The sequence below is a fragment of the Pantoea trifolii genome, assembly GCF_024506435.1.
In the GTDB taxonomy this organism is placed as follows: domain Bacteria; phylum Pseudomonadota; class Gammaproteobacteria; order Enterobacterales; family Enterobacteriaceae; genus Pantoea; species Pantoea trifolii.
Genome location: NZ_JANIET010000001.1, coordinates 1,744,274 through 1,758,524, shown reverse-complemented (window position 1 = coordinate 1,758,524; position 14,251 = coordinate 1,744,274). Strand labels below are relative to the sequence as shown.

At 56.4% G+C, this 14,251-nt stretch carries 11 protein-coding genes; 5 read left to right on the top strand and 6 right to left on the bottom strand.

The features are described from left to right. Nucleotides 1-260: 260 nt before the first annotated feature. Nucleotides 261-1,394, bottom strand: coding sequence for a glutathione-independent formaldehyde dehydrogenase (locus NQH49_RS08160; protein ID WP_101760752.1), 1,134 nt, complete (start codon nt 1,392-1,394; stop codon nt 261-263). A 222-nt stretch (nt 1,395-1,616) separates the two neighbouring features. Between NQH49_RS08160 and NQH49_RS08155 the strand changes: the two genes are divergently transcribed. Then, the gene (locus tag NQH49_RS08155; protein ID WP_256696268.1) at nt 1,617-2,009 is read left to right on the top strand and encodes a YgiW/YdeI family stress tolerance OB fold protein; all 393 of its coding nucleotides are present in this window, start codon (nt 1,617-1,619) and stop codon (nt 2,007-2,009) included. Nucleotides 2,010-2,199: 190 nt separating this feature from the next. Next, complete coding sequence (locus tag NQH49_RS08150) at nt 2,200-2,814, top strand: response regulator transcription factor (RefSeq protein WP_256696267.1); 615 nt, start codon at nt 2,200-2,202, stop codon at nt 2,812-2,814. Nucleotides 2,815-2,881: 67 nt separating this feature from the next. Here NQH49_RS08150 and NQH49_RS08145 read toward each other — a convergent pair whose 3' ends face one another. Genes NQH49_RS08145 through NQH49_RS08125 form a run of 5 tightly spaced genes read right to left on the bottom strand, consistent with a single transcriptional unit; the run spans nt 2,882 to nt 10,120 of the window. After that, nucleotides 2,882-8,443 (bottom strand): trifunctional serine/threonine-protein kinase/ATP-binding protein/sensor histidine kinase, encoded by a 5,562-nt coding sequence (locus tag NQH49_RS08145; RefSeq protein WP_256696266.1) that lies wholly within the window; start codon nt 8,441-8,443, stop codon nt 2,882-2,884. Next, entirely contained in the window at nt 8,440-8,826 is a 387-nt protein-coding gene (locus tag NQH49_RS08140; RefSeq protein WP_256696265.1) for a response regulator, read from the bottom strand. The genes NQH49_RS08145 and NQH49_RS08140 overlap by 4 nt, the downstream gene beginning before the upstream one ends. 41 nt (nt 8,827-8,867) lie before the next feature. After that, the gene (locus NQH49_RS08135) at nt 8,868-9,119 is read right to left on the bottom strand and encodes a XapX domain-containing protein (RefSeq protein ID WP_008102799.1); all 252 of its coding nucleotides are present in this window, start codon (nt 9,117-9,119) and stop codon (nt 8,868-8,870) included. 2 nt (nt 9,120-9,121) lie between these two features. Next, nucleotides 9,122-9,373: a DUF1427 family protein gene (locus NQH49_RS08130; RefSeq protein ID WP_256696264.1), complete on the bottom strand. Its 252-nt coding sequence runs from the start codon at nt 9,371-9,373 to the stop codon at nt 9,122-9,124. Between the two features lie 54 nt (nt 9,374-9,427). After that, nucleotides 9,428-10,120, bottom strand: coding sequence for a hydrolase (locus NQH49_RS08125; RefSeq protein ID WP_256696263.1), 693 nt, complete (start codon nt 10,118-10,120; stop codon nt 9,428-9,430). A gap of 196 nt (nt 10,121-10,316) precedes the next feature. Here NQH49_RS08125 and NQH49_RS08120 point away from each other — a divergent pair, with 196 nt between their 5' ends. From NQH49_RS08120 to NQH49_RS08110, 3 genes are read left to right on the top strand one after another with little or no spacing between them, the layout of a single operon-like run. Then, nucleotides 10,317-12,194 carry an amidohydrolase gene (locus NQH49_RS08120; protein ID WP_256696262.1) on the top strand — a complete coding sequence of 626 codons (1,878 nt, stop codon included), beginning with the start codon at nt 10,317-10,319 and terminating at the stop codon, nt 12,192-12,194. 2 nt (nt 12,195-12,196) lie between these two features. Next, on the top strand, nt 12,197-12,616 hold the full coding sequence (locus NQH49_RS08115) for a DoxX family protein (protein ID WP_256696261.1): 420 nt from the start codon (nt 12,197-12,199) through the stop codon (nt 12,614-12,616). Then, a complete protein-coding gene (locus NQH49_RS08110) occupies nt 12,603-14,228 on the top strand; it encodes an MFS transporter (RefSeq protein WP_256696260.1) in 1,626 nt (541 codons plus the stop codon). Before NQH49_RS08115 ends, NQH49_RS08110 begins: the two co-directional genes overlap by 14 nt. The last annotated feature ends 23 nt before the right edge of the window (nt 14,229-14,251 follow it).

The following is a 14,251-nucleotide window of genomic DNA, read 5'->3' as shown; positions in this document are numbered from 1 at the left end:
TCCTCCAGTTAAGACCCTATTAACTGTAGAGCATAAAAACATTTATATTTCGTCTGGTTTAGAAATGATGTTTAAAGAGATTAATGAGGAGAATGTAAAGCGAGGATATTTTAACCGAAAGGTAGCTTTAATGGTTTATTAATAAGATTAATCCTGATAAATACCGTTGCGCTTTATTTCAATTATTTTCGCACCCTCCACAGGGTCGCCATTAATGGCGACCAAAAATATCATGCGTCATAACAGGCGCTATGAATGCGTTAAGGTTTCAAAATCACCTTGGTCCAGCCCGCATCACGATCGTCGAAATGGCGGTACGCTTCGGGTCCTTCGGCCAGCGACAGTCGATGAGAAATAATGCTCGCCGGATGCGCTTTGTCGGTGGCAATCAATCGCGCTAGCTGGCGGTTATAGGCTTTGACGTTGGCCTGGCCGGTACGGATCGACTGCCCTTTAAACCAGAAGCTGCCGAAATCGAACGGCATTTTACCCACTTTGGCTAACTCGCTGGCCGCGCCGGGATCCTGCGGGATAAACACGCCCACCACGCCAATGCCGCCGGTGGCTTTGGTGGAGGCGACCAGGCTGTTCATGGTGGCGCTGTTATCTTCGTGTCCATGCTGATTACAACATTGATAACCCACGCATTCACAACCGCAATCCGTGCCGCGTCCATCCGTCAGATCAAGGATTTGCTGCACCGCTGCGTCGCCCACGGCATTGATGCCCGTTGCGCCCATCTGCTCCGCCAGCGCCAGGCGATCGGGGTGCGTATCCACCACAAACACCTGCGACGCGCCTTTGATGATCGCCGAATGCGCGGCCATCAAGCCTACCGGGCCCGCACCGTAGATGGCGACGCTATCGCCCGGTCGCAGGCCTGCCAGTTCGGTCGCATGCCAGCCGGTGGGGAAAATGTCCGACAGCATCACATAATCTTCCTCTTTCTCCACCGCATCCGGTGGCAGCAGTAAACAGTTAAAATCGGCAAACGGCACGCGCAGCAGCTCGGCCTGACCGCCTTCCCACTCACCCATTTCAGCAAAGCCGTAGGCCGCACCTGCGGTGCCGGGGTTGGCGGTCAGACAGAAACCGGTTAACCCTCTCTCACAATTTTCACAGAAACCACAGCCGACGTTGAACGGCATACATACGTAATCGCCAACCTTAAGTCGCTCGACGCCACTCCCCACCTCCACCACTTCGCCAAGGTTTTCATGACCAAAGATGCGCCCCTGTTCAAAGCTGGTGCGCCCCTCGTACATATGTAAATCGGAACCGCAAATATTGGTGGTGGTAATACGAATAAGCGCATCGGTAGGACGCACAATTTTTGCATCAGGAACATTTTTAACCGAGACATCAAAAGGCCCGTTATAGACGATAGCTTTCATGATTTATTTTCCTGAGTGGCTAGCACTCTTAATTCGAATGAGCAGATAAGCACGGCGCTAATTTAACGTCGCGCTTAGCCAAAGAAATAAAAACCGCGTCTACATACCCTGGCATAAATAAGTCAGTTGTGCTTTTTTCAATTACCGCTGCGTTTGTCGTGCAGTCGCGCATATTTGTGCCAGACTTAACACCGTGTCAGCAGGAAAATCTATGGAGAGCGTATGAAACAGGTTGTTTTAGCTTCAGTAATCATGATGTTCAGCGTTGGCGTGAGCGCAGCGGAAGGCGGATACCAATCAGGTGAAACAGCACCGCCGCAGAAGAATCAGGATGCCGGTTATAAAGGATCGGAAGACACCGCACAAACCCCGATTTCACGTATTCGTGATTTCCGTCAGGGCGGCTATGTCACGCTCGAAGGCCATATTATTGAAAAGCTGAAAGGTGATAGCTATAAATTCCGTGATGATACCGGCACGATTATCATTACTGCCGAGCAAGCGGCATTCAAAGAGAAAACCTATTCAGCGAGTGATAAAGTTCGCGTCAGCGGAAAAGTGTATGGGCGTGGCGATCAAACCACTTTAAAGGTATCGCGGATTGAAGAACCTTAAGGTTACACAGTTATTATCTTAAGAATGGCGGGTGAGTGCATGGCTTTTCATCCTCACCCTTTTTAGTTCAAATAGCGCAGTGCATCATCCCTTTGACATATAAGTTTTTCGCCATTCCTCCGGCACTAATTTGCGGGTATATTAACGCGCATGTCGTGAATAGAACTCGTAAGAGTCTGAATGAGTTTTTATGGATAGAACGATTTATATTGTTGACGATGATCCTGCGGTCATCAGCGCGCTGCAAAATCTTCTGAGCTCAGAAGGTTACCTGATCTCGACCTTTACTTCCCCCGCTGAGTTTTTAAATCAGCCGCATTACCATACGCCGAGCTGTTTAATTGTCGATATGAATATGCCGGGCCTCAACGGCTTTGATGTCTCGCACCATCTCACCGCACGCGGCTACACCCTTCCCACTATTTTCCTCACTGGCTTTGGTACCATTCCCCTGACGGTCCGCGCGATGAAGGCGGGCGCCTTTGAGTTTCTCACTAAACCGGTGATGCCGGATGACCTGATGCAAGTGGTATCCGCTGCCATGGCGCTGGCCGAAAAAAGCGCGGCACTCTCACAGGAAAGAATTGCACTCACCGCGCGTTATCACTCTTTAACGCCCCGCGAAATGGAATTGATGCAATTAGTTATTCGCGGTTTATTAAATAAGCAGATTGCCGCTGAAATGGGCATCAGTGAAATTACGGCAAAAGTGCACAAGCGCCGCGTGATGGAGAAAATGGCGGTGCGTTCGGTTTCAGAATTAGTCAGAGCCGCAGAGAAACTGCATTTATTGCAAGACGAATAACATCACAGGTTATAGCGGTAGCGGCATCCTTCTCCTCCCGCGAAATAGTGCGGGAGGATACGATACACTATTTATTCGCATTCAACGGCAGGGTAAAACTGAATAGGCTGCCACCTTGCGGGCGATTTTCTGCGCTCAACACACCACCATGACGTTTGATGATTTCGTTACTGATGGTCAGCCCCATTCCCATCCCTTCCGCTTTGGTGGTATAGAAAGAGTCAAAGATCTTGCCGATAACCTCTGCCGATAAGCCGGTGCCGTTGTCGGCAACCTCAATACGAATACGATTAGCGTCAGGATTAGAAGATGAGAGCCGCAAGATACGCGCGCCGGTATTATCGGCCATCGCCTCGATGGCATTAATCACCAGATTCAACAGCACCTGCTGAATCTGTACGCGCTCGCAAAACACCTCATCCCACTGCGCTTTGATATCCAGTTCCAGCGCCACAAAACGGCGCTCAAGTTCCAGACGCGACAAAGACAAAATATCGCGCGCCAGCAGATGCAACCTGGCTGATCCATACTCCGCGACATTATTCCGCGTCAGTGACTGCAGGCCGCGAATAATTTCGCCGGCACGCTGCCCTTCGTTAATGATCTCCTCAATGCTTTCGCTGGCTTTGTCGAGCTGAGCCGGTTCGCGTTTCAACCAGCGCAGGCTGGCGCCGGCATTAGCCACAATCGACATCAGTGGTTGATTGATTTCATGGGCGATGGATGAGGTGAGCTGTCCTACCGTGGTGGCGCGCGCCACGCGAGCCAGCTCGGCCTGGGCAATTCTGGCGGCATCTTCGGACTGACGCTGCGCGGTGATATCCGTCAGTGTACCGAAATATTCGGCGACCTCCGGCCAGTTCTCCACCGGCTCACCGATACCTTTGATATAACGGCATTCGCCGTCATCACGGATGATGCGGAATTCGGCCTGCATGCTCACACCCTGTGCCACGCTGGATTCAATCAGCGCTTTCAGGCACTGAAGATCGTCTGGATGTACCCGCCGCTGAAACTCCGCCATTGAGGTATTCACCTGCCCGGCGGGCAGCCCCATGATGCGTTTGTATTCATCCGATATCAGCTGAATATCCGGCCCCAGATGCCAGTGCCAGGTGCCGGTATGACTGATTTTTTCACCCAGCATCAGGGATGTCTGGCTGGCGCGCAGCTGTTTTTCAATTTTCCGCCGCTGGATGTTCTCCTCCACCAGCTCGGCATACAGCCGCGCCGTTTCCAGAGAAACTGCGGCCTGCGCACCCAACATCGAGACAATGCGTGAGTGCTCAGCGGTGAAGACGTCCGGCATCAGCCGGTTTTCCAGGTAGAGCACGCCCACCATTTGCGCCTGGCGGAACATCGGTACGCACATCACCGCCGCGCCGGAGGCGACCAGATAGTTATCCTGACTAAACGGACTGAACACTTCCGGCCTGCCGGTACGGATTTCCTGTCCGGTGCGGATCACCGCCGAGAGAATCGACAGCGGCAGATCGGTCGCCACCGGCAGTTGATTGACGATTTTGACTCTGACGCCTTCCACCGTAGAAGACGCGCGGGCCTGAATTTCCGGCACATTGCCGTCGATAAGACGGATCAAAATACAGTGCTGCGCCCCGGCGCGTTCTACCAGCATCATCATCAAAATATGGATCAACCGATCAAGATTGATCTCTTCGGTTAACGCACGCATCGCCGTCACCATGCTTTGCAGGTCGCTGATCGCCGCGCTCTGCTCAAAGGTCACGGTGTTTAACGCGGTCTGCAACGGTTGCGCCGCCAGATGCGGATAGTGCATTTCAAGCTGACGTACCTTGGCACCCGCGCCCCAGCGATCCCATGCGGCAAGGGCGCCTTTGATATAGCCCTCGGCGGCAAACGCCATGCCGCGTGCATTGGCGCAGCGTGCGGCCAGTTCGCAGGCCAGACCGTTGATAGGATGGAACTGACCTTTGCGCGACAGCTCGATGGCTTTTTCAAACTGCTCCAGCGCCGCACCGCTGTTATCCTCCAGCCTGAGCAGTTCAGCACGCAGCAGCGCTTCCTTGTCGGCAAAGGTGCCTGGATTCTCCGCTGACCAGGTCATGATTCTTTCAAGATGGCGCTGCAGTTGCAGCCGCTGCGTGGCATCAAGCTCATTGGGTTGCAGCGGTATGCTGAGCGAAAGCGCGCTATACAGATGAAAATCCAGCATATGCACATGGCCGGGAATCACGTCAGTGAGCGGCGCGGCATCAATGAACTGGCGATGGGCGGCGGCATGCTCACCGGCAAAGAAATGCGCCATGCCTTTATACAGCCGCGCCCAAAACTGCATCAGATACAGCGGTTCAATGGCATGTTCCGGGAGCACTCCGTTTAGCGTGGGTGCCCTAAAATCATCGCCGGTCAAGATCTCACCGGCGGGCTTACGCAGGAACATCACGTAGTCCAGCTGCATGCCGAGAATCACTTCCACATCGCGATATTGCGCTTTGCGCACATACACCATGCCGCGCATGATCGAGGTATGCACGCCATCAAGATGGTCACCACGCGCCAGGCAGTTCATGGTGAGATGACGCAGCGCCAGACACGCCGAGGTGCGATCGCCGATATCGACAGCCACATCAAAGGTCGCTTTCGCGCACTCAATGGCGTAACTGAGCGGCATGGTCCAGACGCTCACCTGATCCAGCGGCATCAGCGTGCGCGCTTTATAGCTGACAAAATCGTGTTTATACACCAGTTCACGGGCCAGCAGCGCGCTGGCAAAACCACGGCTGTATTCGTTGAACTGATCGCCACACACCACGCCGTACCACGCAAGCGCCAGTGTAGAAGCACCGCTGATGCCCTTCTCCATTGTCAGGTGCAGAAGTTTGCACAGGATGATGAATTGCAGCCGTGGGCTGATAAAAGCAGCGAAGGTGCTGGCGCTGGCCATCAGGTTCATCACGGCTTCGGTTTTATGGCAGGTTAATCGCGGCAGGGAACGGAAACGCGTGTAGGGATTTTTGCCGACAGCCTTTTTCAGCCGTTGCCGGGCGGCATCGCATTCGGCTTTATCCGGATAGCGGTTTAGATGAATGCCAAACACCGCCAGCCAGGCCAGCGCGGTTTCCAGCGCCAACTGACTGTCGGACTGACGCATATGGATTTCCGCAATCAGCGTCGCGGCCTCGGCTTTATCGGTGACCGCGCCGGGCGTGGCGAGAATCTCGGAGCTCAACGCCAGCGCGCCCGATAAGTTGCCGCTGAGAAACTCACATTCCGCTTGCTCAAACAAAATTACGCCGCCCTCCTCCACACCTGATTCTGCGTTGAGCGCGCGGGCGGTGTGTAAGAAGCGCAGCGCGGAAGCGTAATCGCCCATAATCTTCGCGCGTCGGGTGGCGTTTAATAACAGCAGACCGAACGTAGCGGCTTCAGGCATTAAAAGGGCGCGGTTTTGCAGCGTGATGGTGTGATGCGCGGCACTGAACAACAGCGCATGCGCATTATTCTCGCGCACGGCCTGCATGTAATAGCGGACGGCGGCAAAGTGAACATCATCTTTTGCTGCCGACGACAGCAACTTCAGCGCGGCCTCATGCATGCTGTCATGCATAAAGGCGTAGCTGTGATCGCTCAGCGAGATCAATCGCGCCTCGGCCGCGGGTCGCAGCGTGGCATGAATCGCGCTAACCGCCGTATTGAGAATGGCAGCCAATACCGGCAAATCGCCGCGACTGCCGATGCAGGCCAATCGACCCAGCAGCTGGCGCACCGGCAGCGCGAGTAATTGCAGCTGTTGCAGCACGCCAGCTGCAACGTTCGCGGTGTAATGGCTGTTTTTCAGCGCGTGCGGATTGAAGGTCCACTTGTGCGACGCGACGTGCGTGATGTGATGATCGCGCACCGCCTGACGGTAAAACTCCCGCGTGGCGAGCGGATTCCCGGCGGTTTTTTCATGAATAATCTGCGCCAGCTCGGCGGTCTCTGCGCTGCGGGTGTGAAAAATGCCAGCCAGCCAGCTGGCGATATTTTTCACTGACAGCGGCTCGGGCGTGACATCCACAATGCGCGTGGCGGCGGCACGAATCCGATCAAGGCTGGCGACCACCGTCGGACAGGGCAACGACGCGTGATCGCGGTGAGAAATTACCAGCAACAAGGGGATATCGTCGCTGGAACGCAGCAGATTCTGCAACAGCTGCAAGGTCGCCTGGTCGGCCCAGTGCACGTCATCAATCAACAGGATTAGCGGCCGCCCCGGCACCGTAAAGGCTTTCACCAGGCTGCAGGCCACCAGATTCATGCGATTGCGCGCATCTAGCGAGCGCGCATCCGCCTGCACGCTGGCTTTGTGGTTGAGTAAGATGCCCAGCTCGGGCACCAGATTGACCGCCAGCCCGACATAATGCCCCAGCTGACGTGTGATATGTGTTTTCCAGCGCGCCATCTCTGCGGCGGGCAACCCGAGCAGATGCAGCGTCAACGAACGAAACGCTGAGGTAAAGACCGCATAGGGCAAAATCGGCGAGTGCTGATCGGCTTTGGTCACCGTCAGCAGCGCATTTTTTTCCCGCAGGATTTTAAGCGCCGAAGCAATCAGCGACGATTTTCCTGAGCCGGGCGCACCGCTAATCGCCACCATGCAGTGTTTGCCGCTGCTGCTCACCTCATCAAACGCCGCCAGCATCTCACTGGCCTGAGCGTGATCGCTGTACAACACATCGGAGGATAGCGTCGAGGTCGGCACATCCTGTAAGCCCAGCGCAAAGGATTCGACCAGGCCATCAGGCATTAAGTTGGATTCGCAGCGTCGCAGATCGGCCAGCACGCCCTCGACGGTTTGATAACGCTGTTCCGGCGATTTGGTCAGCAGTCGTAAAATAATGGACGAGAGCACCAGCGGCACATCTTTACGCAGCCGGTGCGGCGGCAACGCTTCGGAGGCAATGTGATGGTGCACCCATTCGGCCGCCCCCCCTTCGGCGCTGCCGTAGGGAAGCCTGCCGGTGAGCAATTCGTAGAGCACAATGCCAAGGCTATAGAGATCGCTGACCCGACTAACCGCGTGCGCGGTGCGCGAGGTATGTTCGGGCGACATGTAGGCCAGCGTTCCGCCGGTCACCGCAGCGCGCAGCGGCTGCTGTGAGTCCGCTTCCATAAACGCCAGGCCAAAGCCGCCCAGCACCACGTCGCCCTGGTCAGTGAAGAAGAAATTGGCCGGTTTGATGTCGCCGTGCACTAAACCTTGCTGATGCAGCTTGCTGAGCGCATCACACAGCGATACGGCGCAGCTGATGAATTTCTGGATTTTTCCGGCGGGCAAGCGCAGATAATCAGTGAGGGTTTGATAGTGGAACGCGGGATAAATCAGCGCGTAACGCCCGTGATATAAGGTGTGGCGCAGCGGTTTTAGCGCCCAGCTTTCTGCTAATAAAGTGCGCAGCGCATACTCATTTTTCAGCAGTTGCGTCACCGGAAACACCGCCTCTTCGGCCGCTGCCGTGGCCAGCACGAAGCACTCACCGGAAATAAGGTGGCGGCATTCGATCCACTCAACCTGTCCTTCCTGCGCCAGCGGGGTGAAAACCATGTCATCCGCCAGCACCAGCGCCGCGTCATCCGCGATGTTTAACGACAGGAAAAGCGTGCTCATTGGCGCGCCGCCTGGGAGGAAAACGCCAGGCGTATATGTTCAAACAGCAGGTCGATATCAATGGGCTTTCGCATAAAGGTTATCGCGCCTAGATTGATGGCATACCAGAGCATATTCTCATCGCCGTTGCCGGAGATGATGATTCCAGGTGGGTTCTCGAGACGCTCTACCAGCGCACGGAACAACTCAAAGCCCGACATGCCGTTGAGCTCAACATCAATAATGAACAGCGCCGCGCCGTACAGCGCCGTCTCGTCCGCCAATAGCGCTTCAGCCGACTCAAATGCCTGCGTTGCGTATCCTTCCGACTGAAGCAGATTGCATAAACCACTGAGAACAGATCGTTCATCATCAACAACGACAATGCGCTGCGACAGCTGCATGCTGTGTTCCTTAATTATTATTCACTGCCTGCGACGCGTCCTCAGGAGGTTTTGTCACTGGGCGGCGGCGTGCCGCTGATTTTAGGCACGCACTCATGACGAAACCAGGCCAGCGTTACCGGTTGACGGTTAATCAGGCGCTTGCACAGCGGGATAATCTGTTCGCCGACCAGCATACCAAACAGGCCAAGTAGCGCAATCACTGGCGGCGCCGGGGAATTGACGTCGATAACGGCGTAAATGATGCCGACTAAAATGCCGACGGAGAGCGAAATCGCATAGGTTTTCAGCATGTTCATCCCGCCTGTTTTGGCGTGAGCGTGGCGGAGTGTAGCGGCTTATCAGCGGCAATCGCGTGCTGCGCTTTATCAACTGGCATAGTGGCGGCCACGGGATGCGTCAATTTTCCGCCCAGCGAACTGCCGACGATCATACCCAGCAATCCCACCAGCGCCACGGCGGGCGGTGCCGGCGATCGCACGTTGAGTAAGGCGTAAATCAGGCCGATAAACACGCCCGCAGCCAGAGAGATCAGTAAAGGACTCACCGGTCCTCCTTGCAAAAGAAAGGCGAGCCCGATAGCGCTCGCCTGCGTGACGATTTAGCGAACGGGGGCAGGCACCGGCGCCAGCGTGCGATGCTCGCTCTTCTGACGTGACGGCGCTTTGTGCACCATGGTGTACGCATAGTCCACGCCGATGCCGTAAGCGCCGGAGTGTTCTTTGGCGATATCCATCACCGCGTTATAGGTCTCTTTGTGCGCCCAGTCGCGCTGCCACTCCAGCATCACCTGCTGCCAGGTGACCGGGATCACGCCCGCCTGAATCATGCGCTGCATCGCATAGTCGTGGGCTTCTTTGGTGGTGCCGCCGGATGCGTCAGCCACCATGTAGATTTCATAGTCGCCTTCCAGCATGGCGCACAGCGCGAAGGTGTTGTTACACACTTCGGTCCACAGACCGGAAACCACAATTTTCTTTTTACCGTTGGCCGCCAGCGCATCACGCACTTTCTGGTCATCCCACGAGTTCATTGAGGTACGCTCGAGAATGTCCTGGCCTGGGAACACATCCAGCAGCTCCGGGAAGGTGTTACCTGAGAAGCTCTCGGTCTCAACCGTGGTCAGCACGGTAGGAATGTTGAAGACCTTCGCCGCTTTTGCCAGCGCCACCACGTTATTTTTCAATACCTGACGGTCGATGGACTGCACGCCAAACGCCATCTGCGGCTGCTGGTCGATGAAGATGATCTGGCAGTTGTGCGGCGTCAGTACTTCTAATTTACTGGTTGTCATTTTTGTATGCCCATTGAGGTGAATGTCTGGACGCAGTGTAGGAACCTTTGAGCAACCGAACTATTATCTATTGGTATACCTATACAAAGGTATACCTATCCTTTTGTATAACTAGACGCTTTCCAGACCGCCTGAACATAATCCCTCCACGCATTTCACCTGCGAAATGGGCAGGACCTCTTATTCAGGAGATTTTATGGTTACGTTAGGCAAAGCAGACATCATTTTGACCAATGGGCGGTTTCATACCGTCGATCGCGGCAACCCGATTGCCGTGGCTGTGGCGATGCGCGATGGCAAATTCCTCGAAGTGGGCAGTCTGGCCGACGTGATGCAGCATCACTGCGAAGGCACCAAAGTCATTGACCTCAAAGGTCATACCGCCATTCCCGGCCTGAATGATTCCCACCTGCACCTGATACGCGGCGGCCTCAATTACAATCTCGAATTGCGCTGGGAAGGCGTGCCCTCCATCGCCGATGCACTGCGCATGCTGCGTGAACAGGCGCTGCGCACGCCATCGCCACAGTGGGTGCGCGTGGTGGGCGGCTGGACCGAGTTTCAATTTGCTGAGCGTCGCATGCCGACGCTGGATGAGATCAATGAAGCCGCACCCGATACGCCGGTTTTCATCCTGCATCTGTATGACCGCGCCCTGCTCAATCGCGCCGCGTTGAAGGTGGTGGGCTACACCAAAGACACGCCCAATCCGCCGGGCGGCGAGATCCAACGTGACAGCAATGGCAACCCAACTGGCATGCTGATTGCGCGCCCGAACGCCATGATCCTCTACGCCACGCTGGCGAAAGGGCCAAAACTGCCGCTGGAGCAGCAGGTCAATTCCACCCGCCAGTTTATGCGCGAACTGAACCGCCTTGGCCTGACCAGCGCCATTGATGCGGGCGGCGGTTTCCAGAACTATCCCGAAGATTACGAAGTCATTGCGGAGCTGCACGAGAAGAAGCAGATGACGCTGCGTATCGCCTACAACCTGTTTACTCAACGTCCGGGCCACGAGCTGGAAGATTTCGAAAAGTGGACCGATATGCTGACGCCGGGCCAGGGCAGCGACTATTTTCGCCATAACGGTGCCGGTGAAATGCTGGTGTTCTCCGCCGCCGATTTTGAAGATTTCCTCGAACCGCGTCCGGATCTGGCGCCCGGCATGGAAGATGAGCTGGAGCGCGTGGTGCGCCATCTGGTGGAACACCGCTGGCCGTTCCGCCTGCACGCCACCTATGACGAATCGATCAGCCGCATGCTGGATGTGTTTGAAAAAGTGAACCGCGACATTCCGTTCAACGGGCTGCACTGGTTCTTCGATCACGCCGAAACCGTGACGCAGCGTAACCTTGATCGTATCAAAGAGCTGGGCGGCGGCATTGCCGTTCAGCATCGCATGGCCTTCCAGGGCGAATACTTTGCTGAGCGATATGGCATTGAGGCGACCCGTCATACACCGCCGGTGGCGCGCATGCTGGAAACCGGCGTGCCGGTGGGATTGGGAACCGATGCCACCCGCGTGGCGAGTTACAATCCGTGGACTGCACTCTACTGGCTGGTATCGGGACGCACCGTGGGCGGCATGCAGATGTACGACGTTAACGCGCGCCTCGATCGCGATACGGCGCTGATGCTGTGGACGCAGGGCAGCGCCTGGTTCTCCAGCGAGCAAGGTAAAAAAGGCCAGATTAAAGTCGGTCAGCTGGCCGACCTGGTGGTGCTGAGCAAAGATTACTTCAGCGTGCCGGAGGAAGAGATCAAAGGCATTGAGTCGGTGCTGACCCTGGTCGACGGAAACATCGTCTATGCCGCAGGATCCTTTAGTTCAGAAGCGCCGCCGCTGATTCCGGTACTGCCGGAATGGTCGCCGGTGGTCAAGGTTCCCGGCCACTATCGCAGTGCGCCGCCGACCGCCACCACGCGCGTGAGCATGATGCCGCAAGCGCATCACTGCAGCGGCCCGTGCGGCGTGCATACGCATTCCCACGAGATTGCGCGCGGCGCCAACCTGCCGGTTTCAGAAGAGAACGCCTTCTGGGGCGCGCTCGGCTGCAGCTGCTTCGCCTTCTAACCATGAAACATTCACTCTCACTGCCGCCCCGCATTGATGCGGGGCTGTTCTTCCTGCGCCTCACCGGCTGCCTGCTGTTGCTGCATGTGCACGGCTTGCCGAAGGTGTTCCATTACAGCGAAGAACTGACACGTATCGAGGATCCGTTTGGCCTTGGTGCTTACCTCAGCCTGCTGGCGGCGATCGTGGCTGAAGTGGTCTGCCCGCTGTTTATCCTGCTCGGCGTCTTTACCCGTCTCGCCTGTCTGCCGATTATCGGCGTGCTGCTGGTGGCGATGCTGTTTGTCCATCCCGACTGGAGCATAGCGGAAGGTCAGTTTGGCTGGCTGCTGCTAATCATCTTCACCACGCTGGCGCTGACCGGACCCGGTCGCTGGCGCGTGTTTGGCGGCGTTGCGGAGGTGGCACATGGCGCAGGTTAATGACATTCATGACATTCCGAAGGCGGATCTCCCGCCCGTTCCGCAGACGGTTTCACCGTGGCAGCCGCTGCGCCAGCGCGTGTTCCGCATGCTGTGGATCGCCACCGTGGTCTCCAATGTCGGTTCATGGATGAACGACGTGGGCGTTAACTGGACCATGCTGACACTGAGCGCCGATCCGCTCTCGGTGGCGCTGGTGCAGGCCGCCAGCAGCTTACCGATGTTCCTGTTTGCGCTGCCGTCCGGCGTGATGGCGGATATCGTCGACCGGCGTAAATACCTGCTGTTCTCGCAGATCTGGGTATTTATTGCCGCTGCGAGCCTGACACTGCTGTCGTGGGCGGGGCTGGTGACGCCGATGGTGCTGCTGATTGCGGCGTTCCTGCTGAGTACCGGCGCGGCCATGAGTTCTCCGCCCTTCCAGGCCATCGTGCCCGATTTGGTCAGTAAGGAAGAGCTCGGCCCGGCGATCGCGCTCAACTCACTCGGCATCAACATTAGTCGCGCGATTGGCCCGGCGCTGGGCGGCCTGATTCTGTCGTTTGCCGGTCCGTGGATGGTGTTTCTGCTGAATACGCTTTCGGTACTTGGCGTGTTTCTGGTGTTGTATCTCTGGAAAGCGCAGCCCAGCGTGCAGCGTTTACCGCCGGAACACTTCTTCCCGGCGGTACGCGCGGGCGTGCGCTATGTGCACGCCGCGCCGGTGCTGCGTAATGTGCTGGTGCGCACTGTCGCCTTCTTTGTGTTTGGCAGCGCCGGCTGGGCATTGCTGCCGCTGGTGGCACGGCGCGAGCTGGGTCTTGGACCCGGCGGCTACGGCATTATGCTGGGTTGCATCGGCGTAGGTGCGATTTGCGGGGCGCTGCTGTTGCCGCGTATGCGCAAACGCTTCAATCCCGATCAGCTGATGGTGCTGGCGAGCCTGATATTTGCCATCACTATGCTGGCGCTGGCGTTTATTCGTCACGTCTGGCTACTGAATGCTTTCGAGTTCTTTACCGGCTTTGCATGGATCGCCGTGCTTTCCACCCTCAATCTTGGCGCGCAACGTAGCGCCGCCAAATGGGTGAAAGCCCGTGCGCTGGCGGTCTATTTGACGGTATTTTTTGGCTCGATGACGTTAGGCAGCGCCATCTGGGGACAGCTGGCATCAAAATTCAGCATCCCATTATCTCTGACTGTCGCCACCGTCGGCATGCTGCTGGCGAGTCTGACGGTGCTGCGCTGGCGATTGGATCAGGATCCGGATCTGAACCTCGACCTCAGTACGGTGAGCGATCCCTTGCCCGAGCTGGAGATTCGTCACGATCGCGGGCCGGTGATGGTCAGCTATCATTATCAGATCAACCGCACTGAGGCACATGCCTTTGCGGTGTGCATGCAGGATATGCGTCGCGTTAGACGGCGTGGCGGCGCGCTGAACTGGTCGCTGTATGAAGACATGCTGCAGCCCGGCATGTTTGTCGAAACCTTTGTCGTCGGCTCATGGATGGAGCATTTGCGTCAGCGCGAGCGTTACACCATGAACGATCAAAAGATTCAGAATCGCGTGCTGAGATTCCATCAAGGCACAGCACTTCCGGAAGTTCGTTACCTCGTGGCGCCTGAATAAGGCGCTGTCATCTATCGACATCA

Excerpts from the sequence above, each read along its gene's own strand:
- NQH49_RS08160 (WP_101760752.1), bottom strand. The coding sequence starts at position 1,394 with ATGAAAGCTATCGTCTATAACGGGCCTTTTGATGTCTCGGTTAAAAAT.
- NQH49_RS08155 (WP_256696268.1), top strand. The coding sequence starts at position 1,617 with ATGAAACAGGTTGTTTTAGCTTCAGTAATCATGATGTTCAGCGTTGGC.
- NQH49_RS08150 (WP_256696267.1), top strand. The coding sequence starts at position 2,200 with ATGGATAGAACGATTTATATTGTTGACGATGATCCTGCGGTCATCAGC.
- NQH49_RS08145 (WP_256696266.1), bottom strand. The coding sequence starts at position 8,443 with ATGAGCACGCTTTTCCTGTCGTTAAACATCGCGGATGACGCGGCGCTG.
- NQH49_RS08140 (WP_256696265.1), bottom strand. The coding sequence starts at position 8,826 with ATGCAGCTGTCGCAGCGCATTGTCGTTGTTGATGATGAACGATCTGTT.
- NQH49_RS08135 (WP_008102799.1), bottom strand. The coding sequence starts at position 9,119 with ATGCTGAAAACCTATGCGATTTCGCTCTCCGTCGGCATTTTAGTCGGC.
- NQH49_RS08125 (WP_256696263.1), bottom strand. The coding sequence starts at position 10,120 with ATGACAACCAGTAAATTAGAAGTACTGACGCCGCACAACTGCCAGATC.
- NQH49_RS08120 (WP_256696262.1), top strand. The coding sequence starts at position 10,317 with ATGGTTACGTTAGGCAAAGCAGACATCATTTTGACCAATGGGCGGTTT.
- NQH49_RS08115 (WP_256696261.1), top strand. The coding sequence starts at position 12,197 with ATGAAACATTCACTCTCACTGCCGCCCCGCATTGATGCGGGGCTGTTC.
- NQH49_RS08110 (WP_256696260.1), top strand. The coding sequence starts at position 12,603 with ATGGCGCAGGTTAATGACATTCATGACATTCCGAAGGCGGATCTCCCG.